21 protein-coding genes are annotated in these 22589 nt (G+C 66.6%); 9 read left to right on the top strand and 12 right to left on the bottom strand.

All coding sequences use genetic code 11. The annotated features are described in order from the left end of the window. Positions 1-129: 129 nt before the first annotated feature. The 6 genes from EF888_RS07835 to EF888_RS07810 all read right to left on the bottom strand — a co-directional run bounded on the left by EF888_RS07835 (position 130) and on the right by EF888_RS07810 (position 7057). Positions 130-948 carry an ABC transporter ATP-binding protein gene (locus tag EF888_RS07835; protein WP_109760027.1) on the bottom strand — a complete coding sequence of 273 codons (819 nt, stop codon included), beginning with the start codon at positions 946-948 and terminating at the stop codon, positions 130-132. Positions 949-964: 16 nt separating this feature from the next. Next, a complete protein-coding gene (locus tag EF888_RS07830; RefSeq protein WP_206508459.1) occupies positions 965-2938 on the bottom strand; it encodes an AMP-binding protein in 1974 nt (657 codons plus the stop codon). 123 nt (positions 2939-3061) lie between these two features. Next, the gene (locus tag EF888_RS07825; RefSeq protein WP_109760028.1) at positions 3062-3874 is read right to left on the bottom strand and encodes an ABC transporter permease subunit; all 813 of its coding nucleotides are present in this window, start codon (positions 3872-3874) and stop codon (positions 3062-3064) included. Further along, positions 3871-4758 carry an ABC transporter permease subunit gene (locus tag EF888_RS07820; RefSeq protein ID WP_109760029.1) on the bottom strand — a complete coding sequence of 296 codons (888 nt, stop codon included), beginning with the start codon at positions 4756-4758 and terminating at the stop codon, positions 3871-3873. The genes EF888_RS07825 and EF888_RS07820 overlap by 4 nt, the downstream gene beginning before the upstream one ends. Positions 4759-4792: 34 nt before the next feature. After that, positions 4793-5917, bottom strand: coding sequence for an ABC transporter ATP-binding protein (locus EF888_RS07815; RefSeq protein ID WP_109760030.1), 1125 nt, complete (start codon positions 5915-5917; stop codon positions 4793-4795). 54 nt (positions 5918-5971) lie between these two features. Beyond that, on the bottom strand, positions 5972-7057 hold the full coding sequence (locus EF888_RS07810) for a polyamine ABC transporter substrate-binding protein (RefSeq protein ID WP_109760031.1): 1086 nt from the start codon (positions 7055-7057) through the stop codon (positions 5972-5974). A 154-nt stretch (positions 7058-7211) separates the two neighbouring features. Here EF888_RS07810 and EF888_RS07805 point away from each other — a divergent pair, with 154 nt between their 5' ends. Beyond that, the gene (locus EF888_RS07805) at positions 7212-7826 is read left to right on the top strand and encodes a GntR family transcriptional regulator (RefSeq protein ID WP_241239840.1); all 615 of its coding nucleotides are present in this window, start codon (positions 7212-7214) and stop codon (positions 7824-7826) included. Positions 7827-7877: 51 nt separating this feature from the next. Further along, on the top strand, positions 7878-9272 hold the full coding sequence (locus EF888_RS07800) for an aspartate aminotransferase family protein (protein WP_109760032.1): 1395 nt from the start codon (positions 7878-7880) through the stop codon (positions 9270-9272). Between the two features lie 51 nt (positions 9273-9323). On the opposite strand, the gene EF888_RS07795 is transcribed toward EF888_RS07800, so the two are convergent. Next, positions 9324-10535, bottom strand: a complete 1212-nt coding sequence (locus EF888_RS07795; protein WP_109760033.1) for a hypothetical protein — start codon at positions 10533-10535, stop codon at positions 9324-9326. A gap of 92 nt (positions 10536-10627) precedes the next feature. Then, positions 10628-11353: an aspartate/glutamate racemase family protein gene (locus tag EF888_RS07790; RefSeq protein WP_109760034.1), complete on the bottom strand. Its 726-nt coding sequence runs from the start codon at positions 11351-11353 to the stop codon at positions 10628-10630. Between the two features lie 100 nt (positions 11354-11453). On the opposite strand from EF888_RS07790, the gene EF888_RS07785 reads away from it, so the two are divergent. The 5 genes from EF888_RS07785 to EF888_RS07765 all read left to right on the top strand — a co-directional run bounded on the left by EF888_RS07785 (position 11454) and on the right by EF888_RS07765 (position 16585). Further along, on the top strand, positions 11454-12719 hold the full coding sequence (locus tag EF888_RS07785) for an NAD(P)/FAD-dependent oxidoreductase (RefSeq protein WP_109760035.1): 1266 nt from the start codon (positions 11454-11456) through the stop codon (positions 12717-12719). A 30-nt stretch (positions 12720-12749) separates the two neighbouring features. Then, on the top strand, positions 12750-13712 hold the full coding sequence (locus EF888_RS07780; protein WP_109760036.1) for a TRAP transporter substrate-binding protein: 963 nt from the start codon (positions 12750-12752) through the stop codon (positions 13710-13712). A 127-nt stretch (positions 13713-13839) separates the two neighbouring features. Continuing rightward, the gene (locus EF888_RS07775) at positions 13840-14361 is read left to right on the top strand and encodes a TRAP transporter small permease (protein WP_109760037.1); all 522 of its coding nucleotides are present in this window, start codon (positions 13840-13842) and stop codon (positions 14359-14361) included. After that, positions 14358-15671 carry a TRAP transporter large permease gene (locus EF888_RS07770; protein ID WP_109760038.1) on the top strand — a complete coding sequence of 438 codons (1314 nt, stop codon included), beginning with the start codon at positions 14358-14360 and terminating at the stop codon, positions 15669-15671. The genes EF888_RS07775 and EF888_RS07770 overlap by 4 nt, the downstream gene beginning before the upstream one ends. Further along, positions 15668-16585 carry a hypothetical protein gene (locus EF888_RS07765; protein WP_338143056.1) on the top strand — a complete coding sequence of 306 codons (918 nt, stop codon included), beginning with the start codon at positions 15668-15670 and terminating at the stop codon, positions 16583-16585. Before EF888_RS07770 ends, EF888_RS07765 begins: the two co-directional genes overlap by 4 nt. A gap of 40 nt (positions 16586-16625) precedes the next feature. Here the strand turns inward: EF888_RS07765 and EF888_RS07760 are convergent, their stop codons facing one another. Genes EF888_RS07760 through EF888_RS07745 form a run of 4 tightly spaced genes read right to left on the bottom strand, consistent with a single transcriptional unit; the run spans position 16626 to position 20601 of the window. Further along, positions 16626-18011: a phosphohexomutase domain-containing protein gene (locus tag EF888_RS07760; protein ID WP_109760039.1), complete on the bottom strand. Its 1386-nt coding sequence runs from the start codon at positions 18009-18011 to the stop codon at positions 16626-16628. A gap of 7 nt (positions 18012-18018) precedes the next feature. Then, positions 18019-18975 (bottom strand): 2-hydroxyacid dehydrogenase, encoded by a 957-nt coding sequence (locus EF888_RS07755; RefSeq protein WP_109760040.1) that lies wholly within the window; start codon positions 18973-18975, stop codon positions 18019-18021. After that, entirely contained in the window at positions 18968-19813 is an 846-nt protein-coding gene (locus tag EF888_RS07750) for a fumarylacetoacetate hydrolase family protein (protein WP_109760041.1), read from the bottom strand. Before EF888_RS07750 ends, EF888_RS07755 begins: the two co-directional genes overlap by 8 nt. Before the next feature lie 44 nt (positions 19814-19857). Beyond that, complete coding sequence (locus tag EF888_RS07745) at positions 19858-20601, bottom strand: SDR family oxidoreductase (RefSeq protein WP_109760042.1); 744 nt, start codon at positions 20599-20601, stop codon at positions 19858-19860. Positions 20602-20691: 90 nt separating this feature from the next. Here EF888_RS07745 and EF888_RS07740 point away from each other — a divergent pair, with 90 nt between their 5' ends. Beyond that, positions 20692-21456 carry an SDR family oxidoreductase gene (locus EF888_RS07740; protein WP_109760043.1) on the top strand — a complete coding sequence of 255 codons (765 nt, stop codon included), beginning with the start codon at positions 20692-20694 and terminating at the stop codon, positions 21454-21456. A 160-nt stretch (positions 21457-21616) separates the two neighbouring features. Then, on the top strand, positions 21617-22588 hold the full coding sequence (gene denD, locus EF888_RS07735; RefSeq protein WP_109760044.1) for a D-erythronate dehydrogenase: 972 nt from the start codon (positions 21617-21619) through the stop codon (positions 22586-22588). The last annotated feature ends 1 nt before the right edge of the window (position 22589 follow it).

Below are 22589 nucleotides of genomic sequence, written 5' to 3'. Positions count from 1 at the left end.
CGAAAAAGACGAAACCGATGACCGTGACGACCCTGGCACCCCACATCACTCACCCCCATGCTCCCGGCTTCCGCCCGGAAACCTCCGACGACGCACCTACGCAATACCGACGTGATACCGACCCGCGTTTCAGTCATGCGCCACCCCCAGATAGGCGTCGATGACCTCCTGGTTGTTGCGCACCTCGTCGGGCGTGCCGTCACCGATCTTCTTGCCGTAGTCCATCACCACGACCCGGTCCGACAGGTCCATGACGACGCCCATGTCGTGTTCGATCAGCGCAATGGTGGTGCCGAATTCATCATTCGTATCAAGGATGTAACGGCTCATGTCCTCCTTCTCCTCGACGTTCATCCCCGCCATGGGTTCGTCGAGGAGAAGAAGTTTCGGCTCCGCGGCCAGCGCCCGCGCCAGCTCCACCCGCTTCTTCAGCCCATAGGGTAGCCGCCCCACCGGCACTTTACGAATGTGCTGTATCTCAAGGAAATCAATGATCTTTTCGACGATCTCGCGGTTCGCTACCTCTTCCCGCTCGGCCTTTCCCTTCCAGATCGCCTGCGCCAGCATCCCCGTCGTCATGTGGGTCAGCCGTCCGGTCATGATGTTGTCCAGCACGCTCATCCCGTCAAAGAGCGCGATGTTCTGGAATGTCCGGGCAATTCCCAGCCGCGCCACCTCGTAGGGCTTCATCGGAGGCCGCTTCTCGCCCCGGAACCACACCTCGCCCACCTGGGGATTGTAGAAGCCCGATATCACGTTGAGCATGCTCGATTTTCCGGCCCCGTTCGGACCGATGATCGCGCGCACCTCGCCCTCGAGAATGTCGAACGAGATGTCCTTGATCGCCTCGACGCCGCCGAACCGCAGCGTGATGTTCCGCATCTCCATCAGGACGCCGCCGATCTTGCGGCCGTCGGCGGTGGTGGTGTTGCCGGACATGGCGTTCATTTTAAGCCCCGCAGCCTCACTCCGCCGCCTCCATCCGCTTCGCCTCGACCGGCACCACGGCGGCGTCCCTGATCTCCAGCGTCGCCTTGATCGAACCCTTGCGCCCGTCCTCATAGGTCACTTCCGTCTCGGTCGTGACCGTCTTCGAGCCGTCGTACAGCGCGTTAACAAGATCGTCGTACTTCTCGTTGATGATCTTGCGGCGGACCTTGCGGGTTCGTGTCAGTTCGCCGTCGTCCGCGTCCAGTTCCTTGTGCAGCACCAGAAAGCGCCGGACCTGGCAGCCAGACAGCATCTCGTCCCCGGCGATGGACCGGTTCACCTCCTCGACGTGGGACTGGATGGTATCCAGCACGTCCTGGTGCCCCGCCAGCTCCTGGTAAGAGGAATAGGCGATGTTCTTGCGCTCGGCCCAGTTGCCGACGGCGCTGAGGTCGATGTTGATGAAGGCGGTGCAATAGTCCCGGTCGGCGCCGTGGACCACGGCTTCGAGGATGGCGGGATAGAACTTGAGCTTGTTCTCGACGTACTTTGGCGCAAACAGCGCTCCTGACGCCAGCTTGCCCACGTCCTTGGCGCGATCGATGATCCGAAGGTGCCCCGTGCCTTCCTCGATGAAGCCCGCGTCGCCCGTTGCCACCCAGCCGTCAGCGTCCTTGGTGTCGGCGGTCGAGGCCGGGTTCTTGTAATACTCGACGAAGACGCCCGGCGAGCGGTAGAAGACCTCTCCCGTCTCGGCGATGCGCAACTCGACGCCGGGCGACGGCACGCCCACGGTATCCGCCCTCACCTCGTGATCGGGCTGCTGCGTGATGAAGACCGACGCCTCGGTCTGGCCGTAGAGCTGCTTGAGGTTGATCCCGAGCGAGCGCCAGAAGTCGAAGATCTCGGGGCCGATCGCCTCGCCCGCCGTATAGGCCACGCGCACGTTCGACATGCCCGAGCGGTTGCGGATCGGCGCATAGATCAGGACGTCGAACAGACGATAGAGCCAGCGGTCCCGCCCCGACACGGGTTTGCCGTCGAGGATCGACGGTCCCACCTTCCGCGCATGGGCCATCGCGCGGTCGTAGATCCGGCGCTTCAGGGCCGAGGCGTCCTCCATCCGGATCGTGATGGTGGTGATGCGCTCCTCGAAGTATCGGGGCGGCGCAAAGAAATAGGTCGGCCCGATCTCGTTCAGGTTCTCGTGCATCGTGGTCGTGCTCTCGGGGCAGTTCACGCAGAAGCCGCACCACATGGCCTGTCCGAGGGAGAAGATGAAGTCGCCGACCCAGGCCATCGGCAGGTAGGCCAGCACGCTTTCGTGCTCGGTCAGCCTGTCGAATTCGGCCGAGGCGCGCGAGGTCTCGATGATGTTGCGGTTCGACAGGACGACGCCCTTCGGCCGGCCCGTGGTGCCGCTGGTATAAAGCATGACGCAGGTGTCGTCCGGCCCGGCCGCGTCGCGCCGCCGTTCCAACTCGGCGATCATCTCGGAGCGCCGCGCGCGGCCCGCGGCCTGCACCTCGGCAAAGGGCTTCAGATGCGCGTGGGTATATTTCCTCAACCCCCTCGGATCGAGGTAGATGACATCCCGAAGGTTCGGCAGCCGGTCCTTGATCTCGATGGTCTTGTCGACCTGCTCCTGGTCTTCCACCACCGCCATCCGCGCGCCGCAGTGGTCGAGGACATAGGCCATCTCCTCGGCCACGCTGTCCTGATAGACCGGCACGGGAACGCAGCCTGCCATCTGCGTCGCCACCATCGTCCAGTAAAAGCGCGGTCGGTTGCGACCCGCGATTGCGACGTGGTCGCCCTTCTCGAGGCCAAGCGCCAGAAGCCCGAGCGCCAGCGCTTCGATCTCGTCCGCGACCTCGGCCCAGGTCCAGCTTTGCCAGATGCCCAGCTCTTTTTCCCGATAGGCCGGACGGTCGCCGTGACGCCGGACATTGCGCGCGAGAAGCCCCGGAATGGATCTCGGCTCATCCGACAGATGCGCGTCTGTCAATGTTCTCCTCCCTGTCGGCCCCGTTGTGCCCGGGGTTCCGTCTGCCGAAGGATGGCGGGCAGATCCCCGCTGCGTCAATTGGTTTTTTTGAACGCTCGTTCAATAAAACGTATCACGCCCGTCTCAGCTCTCGGCCGCCAGTTCCTCGGCCTGCCGGCGGGAGATGGCGCGCTTCGAGACGACCGAGGCGATCAGCACGCCCACGGTCACGATGCCGATGAAGATGGTGGACAGGGCGTTGATCTCGGGACTGACGCCAAGGCGTACCGAGGACCAGACCTTCATGGGCAGCGTCGTGGCCGAGGGGCCCGAGGTGAAAGAGGCGATGATGAGATCGTCGAGCGACAGCGTGAAGGCCAGAAGCCAGCCCGACAGGACGGCAGGCGCCACGATCGGGATGGTGACCAGCCGGAACGCCTCGAAAGGGGTCGAGCCAAGGTCCAGCGCCGCCTCTTCCAGCGACTGGTCGAAGCTGACGAGGCGCGACGAGACGACGACCGAGACATAGCACATGGCGAAGGTCGTATGCGCCAGCACGATGGTCAGCACACCCCGGTCGAGCCCGATGGCGATGAACAGAAGCAGGAGCGACAGGCCCGTGATGACCTCGGGCATGACGAGGGGCGCGTAGATCATGCCGGAGAACAGCGTCCGCCCGGCGAAGCGTCCGCGCCGCACCATGACGTAGGCCGCCATGGTGCCGAGGATCGTGGCCAGCGTGGACGAGAAGAACGCCACCTTCAGCGTGACCCAGGCGGCTGCAAGGAAGGACTCGTTGCGAAGCAACTCTCCGTACCACTTGGTCGAGAAGCCGGCCCAGACCGTGACCAGCTTCGACTCGTTGAAGCTGTAGATCACAAGGATGATCATGGGGATGTAGAGAAACGCGAAGCCGAGCGTCAGCGACACGATGTTGAAGGACGAGATGCGGTTCATTGCTCGGCCTCCCGCGCCGCCTGCTGCTGACGCTGGAACAGCACGATCGGCACAACCAGGATCAGAAGCAGGATCGTCGCCACCGCGCTCGCCACCGGCCAGTCGCGGTTGGAGAAGAACTCCTCCCACAGGATCTTGCCGATCATCAGCGTGTCCGAACCTCCGAGGAGCGACGGGATGACCACCTCGCCAACCGCCGGAATGAAGACGAGGAAGCAGCCCGCGATGACGCCGGGGCGCGACAGCGGCACCGTCACGGTCCAGAAGGCTGTCGTTCGCGAACAGCCCAGATCCTCGGCCGCCTCCAGAAGCGACGGATCCAGCCGATCGAGCGCGGCATAGATCGGCAGGATCATGAAAGGCAGGTAAGTGTAGACGATGCCGATATAAACCGCCGTCGGCGTGTTCAGGAGACCGAGCGGGGCGTCGATGATCCCGATCCAAAGCAGGAACTGGTTCAGTAAGCCCTCCGTCGCGAGGATGCCGATCCAGGCGTAGACGCGGATCAGGAACGAGGTCCAGAACGGCAGGATCACCAGCATCATCAGCGTCGGCCGCCAGGCCTCGGGCGCCCGCGCCATGCCGTAGGCGATGGGATAGCCGACGAGAAGCGTCAGGACCGTCGAGATGGCGGCGATCTTGAGCGACGACAGGTAGGCTTTCCAGTAAAGCGCGTCCTCGGTCAGGAAGACGTAATTCTCGAAATCGAGCTCGCCCAGGAAGTCCTTCACGGCCTGCCACCCGCCTGCGATGTCGAGCGTGGGAGCGTAGGGCGGGATCGAGACGGCGTAGTCCGACAGCGAGATCTTGAAGACGATGGCGAAGGGGACCAGGAACAGGACGATGAGCCAGGCATAGGGGATGACGGTGAAGAGCCGTTTCATGTCCGCGTCTCCTCGCCCGCCCCGGCCGCGCGTCTCATGACGGCAGCACCAGCCCGGCGGTGTCGGTCCAGGACAGCCAGACCTCGTCCTCCCAGGTGTAGTCGCGGCGCGAGACGCGACTGCGATTGCCGACCTCGCACTTCATGTAGCTGCCGTCCGGAAGCTGGACGTGATAGACGGAGAGGTTCCCCAGGTAACCGATGTCGACGATCTTGCCGCGCACGCGGTTCCGCGCCTCGGGCTCCTCGCGCGAGATGGCGATCTTCTCGGGGCGGATGGCGAAGACGGCCTCGTCGCCCGCCTTCAGCGACGCGCCCGACTGCCCGATGAGAGGCGCCTTGCCCTCGGCCCAGGTCAGCTCGGCCAGCTCGCCCACGGACGCCACGAGGCCCTCGATCAGGTTCACGTCGCCGATGAAGTCCGCGACATAGACCGATTTCGGCGCTTCGTAGATGCGTTCGGGCGTGTCGACCTGCACGAGTTTGCCGTGGTTCATCACCGCAACGCGGGAGGCGACCGTCATCGCCTCTTCCTGGTCGTGGGTCACGATCACGAAGGTGGTGCCGGTCTTTTCCTGGATTTCCATCAGCTCGAACTGGGTCTCTTCCCGCAGCTTCTTGTCGAGCGCGCCCAAAGGTTCGTCGAGCAGAAGAAGCTTCGGCGCCTTCGCCAGCGAGCGCGCAAGCGCCACGCGCTGCCGCTGACCGCCGGAGATCTGGTGCGGCTTGCGTTTGGCGAACTTCTGAAGCTGCGTCAGCTTCAGCATCTCTTCCACCCGCGCGGCGACGCGGTCCTTGTCCATCCGGTCGCGGCGCAGCCCGAAGGCGATGTTGTCCCAGACCGTGAGGTGCGGAAACAGCGCGTAGGACTGGAACATCATGTTCACGGCGCGCTTGTTCGGCGGCACGCCGGCCATGTCCTTGCCGTCGATGGTGATGCGCCCCTCGCTCGGGGTCTCGAACCCCGCGAGCATCCGCATCAGCGTGGTCTTGCCGCAGCCCGAAGGGCCGAGAAGGGCGAAGAACTCGCGGGTGTAGATGTCGATCGAGACGTCGTCGATGGCGGTGAAATCGCCGAAGCGCTTGGTGACGTTCTCGATGCGGATCAGCGGCGTCTGGCCGGGATCTTCCCACGGCGCGAAGACGGTGGAATTGACCAATTTTTTGCCCCTCGAGAGATGGCCCGGCGGCACCGCCGCCGGGCCGGACCGGCCTCAGGTGCCGGATTTCACTTTCGTCCACAGCCGGGTGACGGTCCGCTGCACCTTCGCGTCGTAAGGATCGACGGTGTAAAGGTTTTCAAGCGTCTCCTCGCTCGGATAGATTGCGGTGTCGCCGATCACGTCCTCGTTGAGATACTGCTGCGACGCCTCGTTTCCGTTGGCGTAATACACGTAATTCGATGCCGCAGCCATGTTTTCGGCGTTCATGATGAAGTCCAGGAACTTGTGGGCTCCCTCGGGGTTCGGCGCGTCGACGGGGATCGCCATCTGGTCGAACCACATCAGCGCCCCTTCCTTGGGGATCGTATAGGTGATCTCGACCCCGTTGTCCGCCTCGGCCGCACGGTCCCGCGCCTGAAGGATGTCACCCGACCAGCCGAAGGCCACGCAGATCTCGCCGTTGGCGAGCGCGTTGATGTATTCGGACGAGTGGAACTTCTGGACGTAGGGCCGGACCGCCATCAGGACCTCTTCGGCCTTGGCGATCACCTCCGGGTCCTGGCTGTTCGGGTCTTCGCCGATGTACTTCAGCGCGGCCGGGATCATCTCGGTCGGTGCGTCGAGGAAATGCACACCACAGGAGGCGAGCTTCTCCATGTTGGCCGGATCGAACACAAGAGCCAGGCTGTCCGTCGGAGCGCCTTCGCCCAGGACTTCCTTGACCTTGTTCACGTTGGCGCCGATCCCGGTGGTGCCCCACATGTAGTTGATAGAGTACTCGCCGTTCGGGTCGTACTTGTCGGTGCGGCTCGACACCACATCCCACATGTTCTCGCGGTTCGGCAGTTGCGCGTCATCGAGTTTCTGGAACGCCCCGGCCGAGATCTGACGCTGCAGGAAGGTCCCGGTCGGAACCACGACATCGTAGCCCGAACTTCCCGCCAGCATCTTGGTCTCGAGCACCTCGTTCGAGTCGAAGACGTCGTAGATGAGGTCGATTCCCGTTTCTTCCTCGAACTTCGTCAGCAATTCCTCGTCGATGTAGTCCGACCAGTTGTACACCCTGACTTCTTCCGCGATCGCGGCCGTAGAGGCCATCGCGGCAAGGGCAAGAGTCGTGAAAAGTGTGCGCTTCATTTCGGTCTCCCCATTGGCACCTCGCCGGTCATTTGATCAAATGACGAGGCATTCTCAAGCGATTCGTATGGCAGACGGCGGCACGGCCCGGAATATGACCAATTCATTGGCAAAACTCCCCGAGCATCAGGCCATTTACCGGCAGATCAGGAACATGATCCTGTTTGGAACCCTAGCGCCTGGACAGTCGGTGACAATCCAGGGGATCGCGGATGCAATCGGGGCGGGCATGACCCCGGTGCGCGAGGCGATCCGCAGGCTTACGGCCGAAGGCGCGCTGGAGCTGGGCCGGAACCGTCGCCTCCACGTCCCCGAGATCGACCGCGACCGGCTGGATCAGATCGCCTTCGCCCGCCTCGCGGTCGAGCCGCGCCTGGCCGAAGAGGCGGCGCTCCGAATGACCGACGCCTGCCTTTCGGATCTGACGGCCTTCGATGCCGAGGTCGACCGCGCCATCGCGTCGGGCGACGTCGAGCGGTATCTCGAGTTCAACTACCGCTTTCACTTCCGCCTCTACGACCAGGCCGAAGCGACCGTCCTGCGCAAGATCGCCTCGTCGCTCTGGCTTCAGATCGGACCCTCGCTGCGCATCGTGTGCGGCCGGTTCGGCACCTCGAACCTGCCCGACAAGCACGCCGCTGCCCTCGACGCCTTCCGCGCGGGCGACCCCGAAGCCGCGGCACACGCGGTCGCGGACGATATCCGCCAGGGCATGGGTCAGGTCCGCCTGACCCTGTCCGACACGGCCACCGCCTCAGGCGCCGATTGACCGGTCCCCGAATTTGATCATATTTGCGGCATCACCTCACAGGAGGCCGACATGCCCTTGACCAACGTCCGTCCGACCGCCGAACTCCAGGCGCTCGACGCCGCCCACCACATGCATCCCTTCACCGACCAGTCGAGCCTCGCGAAGAAGGGCGCGCGCATCATCGTGCGGGGCGAAGGCTCGTGGCTGACCGACAGCGAGGGCGAGCGCATCCTCGACGGCATGTCCGGCCTGTGGTGCGTGAACGTGGGCTACGGGCGCGAGCGTCTGGTGCAGGCGGCCGACCGGCAGATGCGCGAGCTTCCCTACTACAACACCTTCTTCCAGACGACGCACATCCCGGCCATCGACCTTGCCGCCAAGCTCGCCGAGATCTGCCCCGGCGATCTGAACCACGTCTTCTTCGCGGGCTCGGGCTCCGAGGCGAACGACACCAACCTTCGCATGGTGCGGCATTACTGGGCGCTGAAGGGCAAGCCGTCCAAGTCCTGGATCATCTCGCGCAAGAATGGGTATCACGGCTCCTCCGTCGGCAGCGGCTCGATGGGAGGGATGGCCGGCATCCACGCGCAGGGCGGTCTGCCGATCCCCGGCATCCGGCACATCGACCAGCCCTACTGGTATCTCGAAGGCGGCGACGCGAGCCCCGAGGACTTCGGCCGCGCCCGCGCGCGCCAGCTCGAGACCGCCATCGACGAGATCGGCGAGGACAACGTCGCGGCCTTCATCGCCGAGCCGATCCAGGGCGCGGGCGGCGTCATCATCCCGCCCGAAAACTACTGGCCCGAGATCCAGCGCATCTGCGACGAGCGCGAAATCCTCCTGATCTGCGACGAGGTCATCACCGGCTTCGGCCGCACCGGCCACTGGTTCGGCCATCAGGCCATCGGCGCGCGGCCCGACATCATCACCATCGCCAAGGGCCTGTCCTCCGGATACCTGCCCATCGGCGGCTCGGTCGTGTCCGACGAGGTGGCCGAAGTCATCGGCTCGGACGAGTTCAACCACGGCTATACCTATTCCGGCCACCCGGTCGCGGCGGCGGTGGCACTCGAGAACCTGGCGATCATCGAGGAAGAAAAGCTCGTCCAGCGCGTCCACGACGACGTCGGGCCGTATATCCGCGAGAAGTGGCTGTCGCTTGTCGACCATCCGCTTGTCGGCGAGGCGACCATCGTGGGCCTCATGGGCTCCATCGCCCTCACCCCGCACAAGCCGTCGCGCGCGCGCTTCGCGTCCGAGGCGGGGACGGTGGGGTACATCTGCCGCGAGTTCAGCTTCGGCAACAACCTCATCATGCGCCACGTCTACGACCGGATGATCATCGCCCCGCCACTCGTCATCACGCGCGAAGAAATCGACATCCTGATCGAGCGCGTCTGGAAGACGCTGGACCAGACCCATGCGCGGTTGAAGGACGAGGGGCTGCTGAAGGCGGCGTCCTGACACGACAAGACCGCCGCATTTCTGCGACGGCCAATTCTCTTCGTTCGGACCTCAAGCCGCCAGCGCGGTCTCCTGCCCCGGACCCTGCCTTTCCGACAGGTAGCGGTTCAATCGCCACATGCCCCAGGCCAGCGGGATCAGGGCGAGGCCGCCCAAGGCCCAGGCCATCGGCTCGTCGCCCATGGTCTCGAAGACCTGGGTATAGCCGTGGATCGCGCCGAAGGTGATCGCAGCGTTGAAGAGACCTCGCCGGTTGGCGTGCGCCGCCCAGAAGGTCCCGACCGCCAGAAGCGCCGCCCAGACCAGGCTGAACACGTTCTCGGAGATGTAGAGGAACTGCGCTTCCCAGGCCTCGACCTGGGTCTGGTAGTCGCTCCACTCCATGCCCTCCGTCCAGGTCGGCCCGTCCAGCGCTAGCGAGGCACCCACCTGGTCGCCCCAAAGCGAGCCGACGAGGAAGGCGAGGTTGCCGACCACGACGGCTAGGATCGCGAGGATCCCGGCATGCCGCGCGAAGCGCTCCCGTCCCTGACGCATCACCACGATGCAGACCGCCGTCAAAGCCATCATCTGAAGGATCGTCAGCGTGCTTTCCGGCGAATAGAAGACATACATCGCGTGGAAGTAGTCCGTCCCGGTGTCGAGCATCTGCGCAAAGGGTACGATGGCCAGCGCCGTCACCAGCCGCACGTCCAGAAGGACACCGGCCGCCAGCAGCAGAAGGAAGGCATAGCCGTTGACTGCCGCCGCCTCGAGCCCCGAGGCATCCGACATGGCGAAGCCCACGCCCGCGAGGTGCATGGCACCCCCCAGAAGCATCGTCGCGCCCGAGACGAAGCGCAGGGTCGCCGACCCCTGGCGGAAGACGACGAACGCGCCGCCCGCAACGGCCGCTCCGGCGATCATCAGGAAGACGTCCGCGTTTTCGGCGTAAAGGCGCGCGGCCTCGACCCCTGCCCCGCCGATCATCATTCCGGCCCCGATCAGCGCCGAGGCGTTCCCGAGCATCCGGTAGATCTCGCCGCCCTTCAAAAGGACGGCAGCCCCGGCGATCAGGAAGATCGTCCCGGCGAAGGCGACCGCCCCCGCGCTGCCTAGCCAGAAGATCAGTCCAAGCGTCGCCGCGACGATGCCGACGCAAAGCACCGAGTTGACCACGAGCGCCACCATCGTCTCGCGCGAGCGGCGCGCGATCTCAGCGGCCTGCGCGGCGTCGATTACTCCCTCCCGCAGAAGCCGCTCGGTATGCACGACGTGTGTCATTAAAGTGTCCTTTCCCTATCCCGCATGAACATCGTTCACGCAGCTTCATAGCACACGCCTGAACGTCGTTCAACGAAAAACTTGAACGCCGTTCAGTGGAGGTCTACCGACCACCGGCGCGGCCTGATCGCGCCCTGGAACCAGTTCACGAAGGTGACCATGGAAAAGACAGGAAGACCCGTCGCGCTTCGGATCGCCGAGGCGTAGGGCGTCATGTTGGTGCATTCGAGAACGATCGCGCCGATCTCGGGATTGGCCCGGACCAGCGCCATCGCCGCCGATACGTTGTCTTCCTCGGCCAGGGCCGGATCCAGATCCGGTGCATCGCCAAGGATCGCCTCGGTGAAGTGTGCCCCACCCTCTGTCGTCCCGATGGGCGTCCCCTCGGGCACCCCCGCCGCCGCGAGGTGGCCCGGCGTCAGCGTCGAGCGCGAGATGGTCAGCACCCCCGCCCTCTTCCCTTTCGGCAGCATCGCATTGACCGCCCTCACCTGCATCAGCGAGGAGGTCAGGACCGGGATCGACACCGAAGACGCAAGCTCCTCCTGGAACAGGGCCAGAAACCCGCAATTCGTCGTGATCCCGTCCGCCCCGTCCGCCTCCAGCGACCGCGCCGCCTCGATGAACGCGGGCAAGAGCCCCTCGCCGCCCTTGCGCACCACTCGGTCGGGCGAGGCGTCCCGCACGACCCGATACAGCACCGGGAAGTCCCAGGTCCCCGCGTTCCCCATGTCGCCCAGGATGCGGGGGAACCGCGCCTCCAGCATCAGGATCCCCACCGATGCCCCATAGACCGCCTTGCCGCCCGTGATCCGCATATGCGCCTCCCTCGTCGGCGCGAGACTGCCCCAAGCCCTTCCCGCTTAAAAGGAATTGTCGCGGCCCGTGCGATGGGGCAGGCTCGCCGCCGGGGGACAGATGAATCAGGGCAACACACCGTCGGAGAAGCGGACCGTCGCGATCGTGGGCGCGGGCATCGTCGGCGTCTCGACCGCGATCTGGTGCCTCCGCGACGGGCACGACGTGATCCTCGTCGACCGCAAGGGTCCCGCCGAGGGCGCGAGCCACGGCAACGGCGGCGTCCTCGCCTCCTGCTCGATCATCCCCGTCACCGTTCCGGGCCTTCTCCGCAAGGCGCCCCGGATGCTCCTCGACCCCAATCAGCCTCTGTTCCTGAAGTGGGGCTACCTGCCCCGCCTCGCACCCTGGCTGCGCAGCTATCTCTCGAACGGCACCGTCGCAGGCGTCGAGCGCCGCGCGGCGGCACTGCACCCGATCATCGGGGACAGCCTCGCCGACCACCAGGCGCTCGCGCAGGGCACCGGAGCGGAAGGCTGGATCGTCCCGTCGGACTACGTGTTCCTCTACGACACCCGCGCCATGTACGAGGGCGACGCCTTCGGCTGGAACATCCGCCGCCGTCACGGCATCGAATGGGAGGTGTTGGAAGGCGACGCCCTTCGCGCCTACGACCCCGCCCTCGGTCCGCGCTTCCAGCTTGCCGCACGCTGCGGCGATCACGGCCGGATCGCCGACCCGGGCCGCTACGTAAAGGACCTGGCACAGCACGCCGTCGCCCAAGGCGCGCGTCTCGTCATCGGGGACGCCACCGACGTCGCCCGCGAAGACGGCCGCGTCGCAGGCCTCCGCGTCAGCGGCGAAACGATCCCCTGCGACGCCGTCGTGCTGGCGGCTGGCGCATGGTCCAAGGGCCTCGCGCAGAAACTCGGCGTCACCGTCCCCCTTGAAAGCGAGCGCGGCTATCACCTCGAGCTCTGGGAGCCCTCGGTGATGCCCCGCGCGCCCGTGATGGTCGCGAGCGGAAAGTTCGTCGCCACCCCGATGGAGGGCCGCATCCGCCTTGCCGGCGTCGTCGAGTTCGGCGGCCTCGACGCGCCCGCCTCCCGCGCGCCCTTCCGCCTGCTGGAAAGGAACATCCGCGCCGCCATGCCCGGCCTGACCTGGAAGCGCACCGTCGAATGGATGGGCCACCGCCCCTCGGTCGCCGACTCGATCCCGCTGATCGGCGAGGTTCCCGGCACCGAAGGCGCCTACTTCGGCTTCGGACACGACCACGTCGGCCTCACCGGAGGCCCGAAAACCGGGCAGATCCTGTCCCGCCTGATCTCGGGACGGCGGCCCAACATTGACCTTTCGCCCTATTCGCCTGCACGTTTCACCTGAACCAACAAGAACCAACCGGGAGACACCAAGATGAAGACATTCGCCACAATGACGGCGGTGACGGCACTGACAGCCGGCGCGGCCTTTGCCGAGACCTGGGACATGCCGCTGGCCTATCCCGCGACCAACTTCCACACCGAGACCGCCCAGGGCTTCGCCGACTGCGTCCGCGACGCGACGAGCGGAGAGATCGACATCCAGACCCACCCGAACGGCTCGCTCTTCCCGGGCGGCGACATCAAGCGCGCGGTCCAGACCGGACAGGCCCTGATCGGTGAGCGTCTCCTGTCGGCCCACGCCAACGAGAACGCGCTCTTCGGCTACGACTCGATCCCCTTCCTCGCCACCTCCTTCGACGACAGCGTCAAGCTGAACGAGGCCGCGCAACCCGCACTGGAGGAGCTTCTGGCCAGCCAGAACCTGCACTACCTCTACTCGGTGCCGTGGCCGCCGCAGGGTCTCTATGCGAAGAAGGAGATCAACTCCGCCGCCGACCTCGAAGGCGTGAAGTTCCGCGCCTACAACGCCGCCACCGCGCGGCTGGCCGAGCTCGCCAAGATGCAGCCCGTCCAGATCGAGGCCGCCGAACTCAGCCAGGCGCTGGCCACGGGTGTCGCGGAAAGCTTCGTCTCCTCCGGCTCGACCGGCTACGACGAGAAGGTGTGGGAGCACCTGACCCACTTCTATCAGGTCGACGCCTGGCTTCCGCGCAACACGATCTTCGTCAACCTCGACGCCTGGAACGGCCTCTCGGAAGAGAACAAGACCGCCATGTCCGACTGCGCCGCGACCGCGGCCGAGACCGGCCTCGCCAAGTCGAAGGAACTGACCCAGTTCTACCTCGACGGCCTGGCCGAGGGCGGCATGACCGTGGCGCCTCCGGGCGACCAGCTCCGTACCGACTTCATGGGCTTCGGCGAGACCATGACGACCGAATGGCTCGAAGCCACGGGCGAGCAGGGCCAGTCCATCGTCGACGGCTTCAAGAACTGATCGCCAACTTTCCCGGGCCGGCACGTCCCGGCCCGGGAACACCGCAGCACACGCCTCGAGAGGGTCCGCCCGTGCTTCATCTCGTCCCAAATACGCATGGCGCGTCCCTGATCGCGAAGACCGCCGGATGAAAACTCTCCGCCGCGCCCTCGACGGGCTCTACCTCGGCTGCGCGATCCTCGCTGCGCTTTTCCTCGTCGCGATGCTCCTCATCATCGTGGCCCAGATGGTCGCGCGCTGGACCGGCGTCACCTTCCCCGGCGCGGCCTCATACGCCGGTTACTGCATGGCCTCGGCCTCGTTTCTCGCCTTCGCGAACGCACTGAACCGGGGCGCGCACATTCGCGTGGGGCTTCTCCTTACCGCCGTCGGACGCTACCGTCGCTGGCTCGAGCTCTGGTGCTTCGCCATCGGCGCGACGGCGGCCTGGTTTCTCGCCCGCTACGCCGTCAACCTCGTCCTGTGGTCGCACCAGCTTGGCGACGTGAGCCAGGGCCAGGACGCGACACCCCTGTGGATCCCGCAATCCGCCATGGCGCTCGGCGCGGTCGTCTTCGCCATCGCGCTGACCGACCACCTCCTGCGCATCATCTTCGCGGGTGACCACGGTATCGCCGCCGAACTCGCCGGAGAAGGATCGACCGAATGAGCGACCTCTACGCCATCGGCATCTTCCTCTTCGTCCTCTTCCTCCTCCTCGGCTCCGGCGTCTGGGTCGGTCTCGCCCTTCTCGGCGTCGCCTGGGTAGGCATGGAGCTTTTCACTTCGCGTCCCGTCGGCGACGCGATGGCGACCATCATCTGGACGGCCTCGTCATCCTGGACTCTGACCGCGCTGCCGCTCTTCATCTGGATGGGTGAAATTCTCTACCGGACAAGGTTGTCCGAGGACATGTTCCGCGGCCTCAGCCCCTGGATGGCTCGCCTCCCCGGAGGCCTCGTCCACACCAACATCGTCGGCTGCACCGTCTTCGCCGCCGTCTCGGGCTCGTCGGCCGCGACGCTGACCACCGTCGGCAAGATGTCCATCCCCGAGCTTCGCGCCCGCGAATACCCCGAGCGCATGATCATCGGCACGCTGGCGGGCGCGGCGACGCTCGGCCTGATGATCCCGCCGTCGCTCACGCTGATCGTCTATGGCGTGACGGTGCGGGAATCGATCTCGAAGCTCTTCATGGCGGGTGTCTTTCCGGGCCTCGTCCTGGCGCTCATGTTCATGGTCTACGTCGCCGTCGCCTCGTCGCTCTCGTCCAACTTCAACCCGAAGCCCGAGCCCTACATGAGCTTCATGGCCAAGGTCCGGAACTCGCGCTTCCTGATCCCGGTGGTCTGCCTGATCGTCGTCGTCATCGGCTCGATGTACATGGGCTTCGCCACCGCGACCGAGGCAGCGGCCTTCGGCGTCATCGGCTCGCTCGTTCTCGCCGCGACGCAGGGCTCGCTGACCTGGAGCACCTTCACCGAAAGCCTCATGGGCGCCACCCGCACCTCGGCCATGATCGCGCTGATCCTCGCGGGGGCGGCCTTCCTGTCGCTGTCGATGGGCTTCACCGGCCTGCCGCGCGGCCTCGCGGACCTGATCGGCTCGTGGGAGCTGACGCGCTTCCAGCTCCTGATGGCGCTCCTCGTCTTCTACATCGTCCTCGGCTGCTTCCTCGATGGCATCTCGTCCGTGGTCCTGACGATGGCCGTCGTGGAACCGATGATCCGCGAGGCCGGCATCGACATCGTGTGGTTCGGCATCTTCATCGTCGTGGTGGTCGAGATGGCGCAGATCACGCCGCCCATCGGTTTCAACCTCTTCGTCCTGCAAGGCATGACCGGCCACGAGATGAGCTTCATCGCCCGCGCCGCAATCCCGATGTTCTTCATCATGGTGCTGATGGTCTTCATCCTCATCGCCTTCCCCGAACTGGCCACCTGGCTGCCCGAGAACATACGCCAGCGGCCCGGGGGGTGATCCTCGTACCCTTGCATCTGGCGGCCCGGCACGGCCGTCTCCTGCTGGTGGCCGGCCTCCTTGCCGGGCTGACGCTCCCCGCTCTGGCGAGCGAGGTGCGTGACGTTCTTCCTGCCCTCGTCGGCGGCATCCTCTTCCTCGCCGCGCTCCGCATCGGGCCGCGCGCCGCCCTCGGCAACTTGGGCGACATCCGCCGGACGCTCGCCCTCTCGGCTGTCTTCCAGCTCGTCCTGCCGCTCACCGCCCTCGGCCTCGCCACCGCCCTCGGCGTCGCGGACCGGCCCCTCGCGCTCGGCCTGATCCTGATGCTGACGGCGCCGTCCATCACCGGCAGCCCGAACTTTTCGGCCCTCATGGGCTACGACCCTGCCCCCCCGATGCGGCTCCTCGCCCTCGGCACGGCGCTCTTCCCCCTCACGGCGCTCCCGATCCTCTGGGGCCTCCCCACGCTCGGAGACCCTTCCGAGGTCATCGCCGCCGCCCTTCGCCTTCTCGTCGTGATCTTCGGCGCGACCGGGGCGGGCTTCGCCCTCCGCGCGCTCCTGCCGCCGCTCGCGCCCGACAGGATCCGCGCCCTCGACGGTCTCAGCGCCATCGCCCTCGCCGTCCTCGTCGTGGGGCTCATGTCCGCCCTCGGCCCGGCCCTTCTCGACACGCCCGCGCGGGTTCTCGGCTGGCTCGCCATCGCCACCGCCGCCAACCTCGGCCTCCAGGTCGCGGCTTGGGCGCTTGGCCTCAAACCGGGCGAAAGCCTCGTGGCCGGCAACCGCAACATCGCGCTCTTCCTCGTGGCGCTCCCACCCGAGACGACCGCGCCGCTTTTGATCTTCATCGGCTGCTACCAGGTGCCGATGTACCTCACACCCTACCTCATGGCGCCGCTCTATAACCGCGCCAGAGCTTCTTCTGTCTGAAAATACTCCGGGGAGCGCGAGGGGCAGCGCGTCCCTCGTCTCAGACCCGCGTCTGCAGCGCCTCCAGCACCGAGGCCAGAACATCGCCCGCCGCCTCATCGCTGTCCGCTTCGACGTAGGCGCGCAATTCGGGCGCGTTCCCCGAAGGCCGGATGTGGACCACGCGCCCGTCCGCGAAGGTCAGCCGTGCGCCGTCCGTCGTGTCGGTCGAGACCGGCGCGCCCAGCCCGCCCGGCAGCACCGACAGGTCGCCGCCCAGCAACGCCTCCACGATGCCCCGCGACACCTCGGGGTCCACGTCCTGCAATCGGTCCGTCGCCGTCCGCCGCGCAGGCAGGTCGGCAATCAGCTCGCTGACCGAACGCTTCTCCTGCGCCGCCGCCGCCAGCGTCGCCACGATCGGCAGCACCGCGTCGCGCGTCATCAGCGAGGGCAGCGATATGCCCGACCGCCCCACGTCCCACCCGAGCAGGAACCCCCCGTTCGGCTCGTACCCCGCGACCCGATGCGCGTGCGCCGCCATCCGCGCTTCCATCGCCGCGATGACGTGGGGCGAGCCGATCTTTGTTCGCTGGATCCGATGAAAGGCGCCCATGAGATCGACCATCGAATTGGCGGACACGGTCGTCACCACCTCGTCCGCTCCGCACCAGCGCGCAGCTATCGGCCCCAGGATGTCGCCCGGCACGATCCGCCCCCGGTCGTCGACGAAGAGAGGCCGGTCCGCGTCACCGTCGGTCGAGACCACGGCGTCCAGCCCATGCTCCGCGACCCATCCCGCCAGCCGCGACCGCGTCTCCGCGTCCACCGCCTCGGTATCGACCGGCACGAAGGTCTCCGACGCGCCGAGGCTGACGACGGCGGCCCCGAGCCCCTCGAGAATGTCCGGCAGCACCTCCGACGCAGTCGAGGAATGGACCCAGACGCCGACCCTCCGCCCCGCCAGCACGCCGTGCGGCAGTCCCGAGACATAACGTGCGACATAGGCCTTGCGCGGCGCATCGGTCACTTCGACCTCCGCCTCGCCCCCCTCGACGCTCCGCCGCGCCGCGACGGCCGCCGCCAGCGGAGCCTCGTCCGCCTTGGTGAATTCGCCCCGCGAGGTATAGAACTTCAGCCCGTTCCGATCCCCCGGGATATGGCTCCCGGTAACCATGATCGACAGCGTGCCCGCCTCCAGAGCCGCCCCCGCCAGAGCCGGGGTCGGAAGAACGCCGCAGTCGATGACCCGCAGCCCCTCGGCCGCCGCCCCCCGTGCCACCGCAAGCGCGATCCGGGGCGAACTCTCGCGTCGGTCCCGGCCCACGTACAGCGTCCCGTTGTGGTCGTGCTGCGCAACGAAGGCCGCCGCATAGCGGGCCACAAGGTCGTCGGTCAGCTCCGTCGCGAGGCCGCGCAGACCGCTCGTGCCGAACTTGGGAGCCATGCCGACCTCAGCCGTTTAGGGACTTGCACTCGACCACGGGCGTGCGCACCCGCCCCGTCGTGCGCCAGTCGTCCAGGTTGTCGCAGACGAGGTTGCCCATGGCCGCCCGCGTCTCGACCGTGGCGCTTCCGACGTGCGGCAGAAGAACGACGTTGTCCATCGTCTTCAGCGCCTGCGGGATCCGCGGCTCCTCCTCGAAGACGTCGAGCCCCGCCGCGCCCAGCTTGCCCGCCTGCAAGGCTGCAACCAGCGCCGCCTCGTCGACGACCGATCCCCGCGCCACGTTGATGAGCGTGCCCTCGGGCCCAAGCGCCTCCAGTACCTCCTTGCCGATCAGGTGCTTCGTCTCGTCGCCCCCCGGCGTGATGACGATCAGAACGTCCGCATCCCGCGCCATCTCGACGAGGTCGGGATAATAGCGATAGGGCGCGTCCTTCTTGCTGCGAGAGTGATAGACCACCTCGGCGTCGAACATCCCGACCTGCTCGGCGATGGTCGTCCCGATCCGCCCCAGCCCCACGATGCCCACCGTCCGTCCGCGCACGCTGCGGGTCAGCGGGAAGGCGCCCTTGGCCTCCCAATCGCCGGACCGCGCCCAGCGTTCAGCGGGAACCGCGCGGCGGCTGACCATCAGCCACAGAAGGACAGCCGTGTCTGCCACCTCGTCGTTCAGGACGTCGGGGGTGTTCGCCACGAGGATGCCGCGCTTGGCGGCCGCCTCGGCGTCGATGCCATCGTAGCCCACGCCGAAGCTCGAGATGACCTTCAGGTCCGGCAGCCCGGCCATGACCTCGGGCGCCACACCCTTCGTCGTGACGACCGCCTCGATGCCCGCGCCATGCTGCGCCAGGAAGTCTGCCTGCCCGCTCTCGGGCAGATGCATCACCTCGAATCCATCCGCGAGGCGACCATCCATGAAGTCGAGAAGCTTGCCGATCTGGAGAACCTTCGGACGATCAGACATCTTCGCGCACCCTCTGCTTCTGGGTGCCGAGACCCTGGATCGACAGCTCCACCTCGTCCCCCGCCTTCAGGTAGACCGGCGGTTTCATCCCGAGGCCCACGCCCGGAGGCGTCCCGGTCGAGATCACGTCGCCCGGATGGAGAGAGCCAAGCTGTGACAGGTGCGAGACGATCTCGGCCACGCCGAAGATCATCGTCCGCGTGTTCCCGGTCTGCATCCGCTTGCCGTTGACGTCGAGCCACATGTCCAACTCCTGCACGTCCGCGACCTCGTCGCGGGTGACGAGCCAGGGCCCGGTCGGCCCGAAGGTGTCGCAGGACTTGCCCTTGGTCCACTGGCCGGACAGGTGCATCTGGAAATGCCGCTCGGACACGTCGTTGATGACGCAGAAGCCCGCGACGTACTCCATCGCGTCCTCGACGCTGACGTATTTCGCGGTCTTGCCGATCACGACGCCCAGTTCGACCTCCCAGTCGGTATGCGTCGAGCCGCGCGGCATCACGATGTCGTCGTCCGGCCCCACGACCGCCGAGGTCGCCTTCATGAAAAGGATCGGATGCTCGGGGATCGGGTTGCCCGTCTCGGCGGCATGGTCGGTGTAGTTCAGGCCGATACACAGGTATTTGCCGATGCCCGCGACGCAGGGACCGAAGCGCGGTGTGCCAGACACCGCAGGCAGACTCGAGGGATCGAGCGCGCGGAGACGGTCCAGACCCTCATCCGACAGCGTCGTCCCCCCGATGTCGTCGACATGGGCCGAGAGGTCGCGCAGCGTGCCGCCCTCGTCGATCAGACCGGGCTTCTCTTCGCCGGGATTGCCGTAGCGAACCAGTTTCATCGCGTGTTTTCCTTCCTGTTCGTCAATGCCTTGCGGCGCGTTCTTCAGATCGTCCAGCCGCCGTCGACCGCCAGCGCCTGCCCTGTCGTGAACCCGGCCTCGTCGGAGGCCAGATAGACCGCCAGCGCCGCGATTTCCTCGGCCTTGCCGATGCGCTGCATCGGCTGGCGCTGGATGAAGGCGGCGCGCGCCGCGTCGTAGTCGCCTGTGGCCCTCAGCCGGTCCTGAAGCGACGGGCTGTCGACGGTGCCCGGGCAGATCGCGTTGCAGCGGATGCCCTGCGTCACGAAGTCCCGCGCGACCGATTTGGTCAGCCCCAGGATCGCCGCCTTCGACGCGCCGTAAAGGCAGCGGTTCGGCACTCCCGTGATCGACGAAGCCACCGAGGCGATGTTGACGATGGCGCCCGCGCCCCGCTCCAGCATCCCCGGCAGCACCGCCCGCGTGGTGCGGAAGATCGAGCGCACGTTGAGGTCGAAGGCGAAATCCCATTCCTCGTCCGTCGCTTCGAGGATGGTCCCGTTGTGGACCACGCCCGCGCAGTTGAAGAGGATGTCCGGCCGCGCCCGCGCCACCGCCTCCTTGACCGAGGCGTCGTCGCGCACGTCCATGCGGAAGGTCTCGATGGCACCCTCCGCCTCGTCCTTCAACGTGCCGAGAGCCGCCTCGTTCACGTCGCTGGCAAAGACCTCCGCCCCTTCGGCGGCGAAGGCCAGCGCCGTCGCGCGACCGATTCCCTGCCCCGAGGCCGTCAGAAGAGCCCGTTTTCCTTGAAGTCTTCCGGCCATGCCGCGTCCCCCCTGCGTCGACTTGTTTCGAATTGCCCTAGTGGAAGCCACCCCGGAATTCTAGTGTCGCCGCGAACAGGGAGACAGGCAATGACCTCACCGCTCTTCGATCTGACCGGCCGCCGCATCCTCGTCACCGGGGCTTCGAAGGGCATCGGGCGCGCCCTGGCCGAGGGCCTGGCCGAGCACGGCGCGCATGTCGTGCTGAACGCGCGAAGCACCGACACCCTCGACGCCGCCGCAGACGAACTGCGCGCTCAAGGCCGCACCGTTTCGACCGCCGCCTTCGACGTGACCGACGCCGCCGCCGTGGCCGAGTCCGTGGCGCGCATCGAGGCCGACGGCCCTCTCGACGGCCTCGTCAACAACGCCGGGATGCAGTTCCGCGCGCCGCTCGAGGACTACCCTCTCGACAAGTGGGAACAGCTCTTCGCCACCAACGTCCGCAGCGTGTTCCTCGTCGGCCAGGCGGTGGCGCGCGGCATGATCGCCCGCAAGCGCGGCCGCATCGTCAACATCGCTTCGGTCCAGTCCGAACTCGCCCGCCCCTCGATCGCGCCCTACACGGCGACGAAGGGGGCGGTCCGCAATCTCACGAAGGGCATGGCCACCGACTGGGCGCGGCACGGGCTCCAGGTCAACGCCCTTGCACCCGGCTACTTCAAGACGCCGCTCAACGCCGCGCTCGTCGCCGACGCCGACTTCTCGGCCTGGCTCGAAAAGCGTACCCCCGCCGGGCGGTGGGGCGACGTGGGCGAACTGAAGGGCGCTGCGGTCTTCCTCCTGTCCGATGCGGCCAGCTTCGTGAACGGCCAGACGCTCTACGTCGACGGCGGCATCACCGCCTCGATCTGACCCCGGGGTTTCACTGGTCGTCAAATATCCCGGGGGCGTGGGGGCAGAGCCCCCACCCGCGTCGCCGCCGCTGGCGGCGATCCGCAGTGAAGCCGGTCCTCGTCTTGACGCCCAAGCCCCCCGGCCCCACACCTGAGACAACGCAAACGGGAGGCGCGGCATGAAAATCCTCATCATCGGCGGCGGCGGCATGGTCGGGCAGAAGCTCGCGGCCTCGCTCGCGAAGGACCCGCTGAGCCGGGGCGACGAAGTCACCCTCTTCGACATGGCCTTTCCGGGACACGGCGGCGCGTCGGCTGCGCAGAAGATTCCCGGCAACGTCACCGATCCGGGCGCCATCCGCCGCCTGGCGGCAGGGCGGCCGGACCTCGTCTATCACCTCGCCTCCATCGTCTCGGGCGAGGCCGAATCGAACTTCGACCTCGGCTGGACCGTCAACATGACGGCCTTCCGCGACTTCCTCGAAGCCTTCCGGGCCGAGGTTCAGGCATCCAAGGGCGCCTACAAGCCGCGGATCATCTTCACCTCCTCCATCGCCGTCTTCGGCCCGCCCTTCCCCGACAAGATCGGCGACGAATTCCTGTCGGCGCCGCAGACCAGCTACGGCACGCAGAAGGCGATCTCGGAACTGCTGCTGACCGACTTCATCCGCAAGGGCTTCTTCGACGGCATGGCGATCCGCCTGCCCACAATCTGCGTCCGGCCGGGCAAGGCCAACCTCGCCGCCTCGTCGTTCTTCTCGGGCATCATCCGCGAGCCCCTGAACGGCAAGGAGGCGATCCTGCCCGTCCCCGACAGCGTCCGGCACTGGCACGCCTCGCCCCGTTCGGCGGCCGGCTTCCTGCGCCACGCCGCGACCCTCGACACCGATCTCCTCGGGACGCGCCGCGCGCTCAACATGCCGGGCGTCTCCTGCACGGTGGCCGAGCAGATCGAGGCCCTGCGCGAGATCGCCGGCGACGAGGTCGTGGCCCGCATCAAGCCCCGGCCCGACGAGACGATCATGCGCATCGTCTCGGGCTGGCCGCGCGACTTCGACCCGCAGCGGGCGCGCGACTTCGGGTTCACCGCTGAGTCGAACTTCCACGAGATCATCCGCACCTACATGGACGAGGACATGCCGAAGGCCTGAG

Origin of the sequence: Silicimonas algicola (assembly GCF_003970735.1) — a bacterium.
GTDB lineage: Bacteria > Pseudomonadota > Alphaproteobacteria > Rhodobacterales > Rhodobacteraceae > Silicimonas > Silicimonas algicola.
Note: the sequence above shows the minus strand (reverse complement) of the source record. Positions and strands in the feature narration are given on the sequence as shown.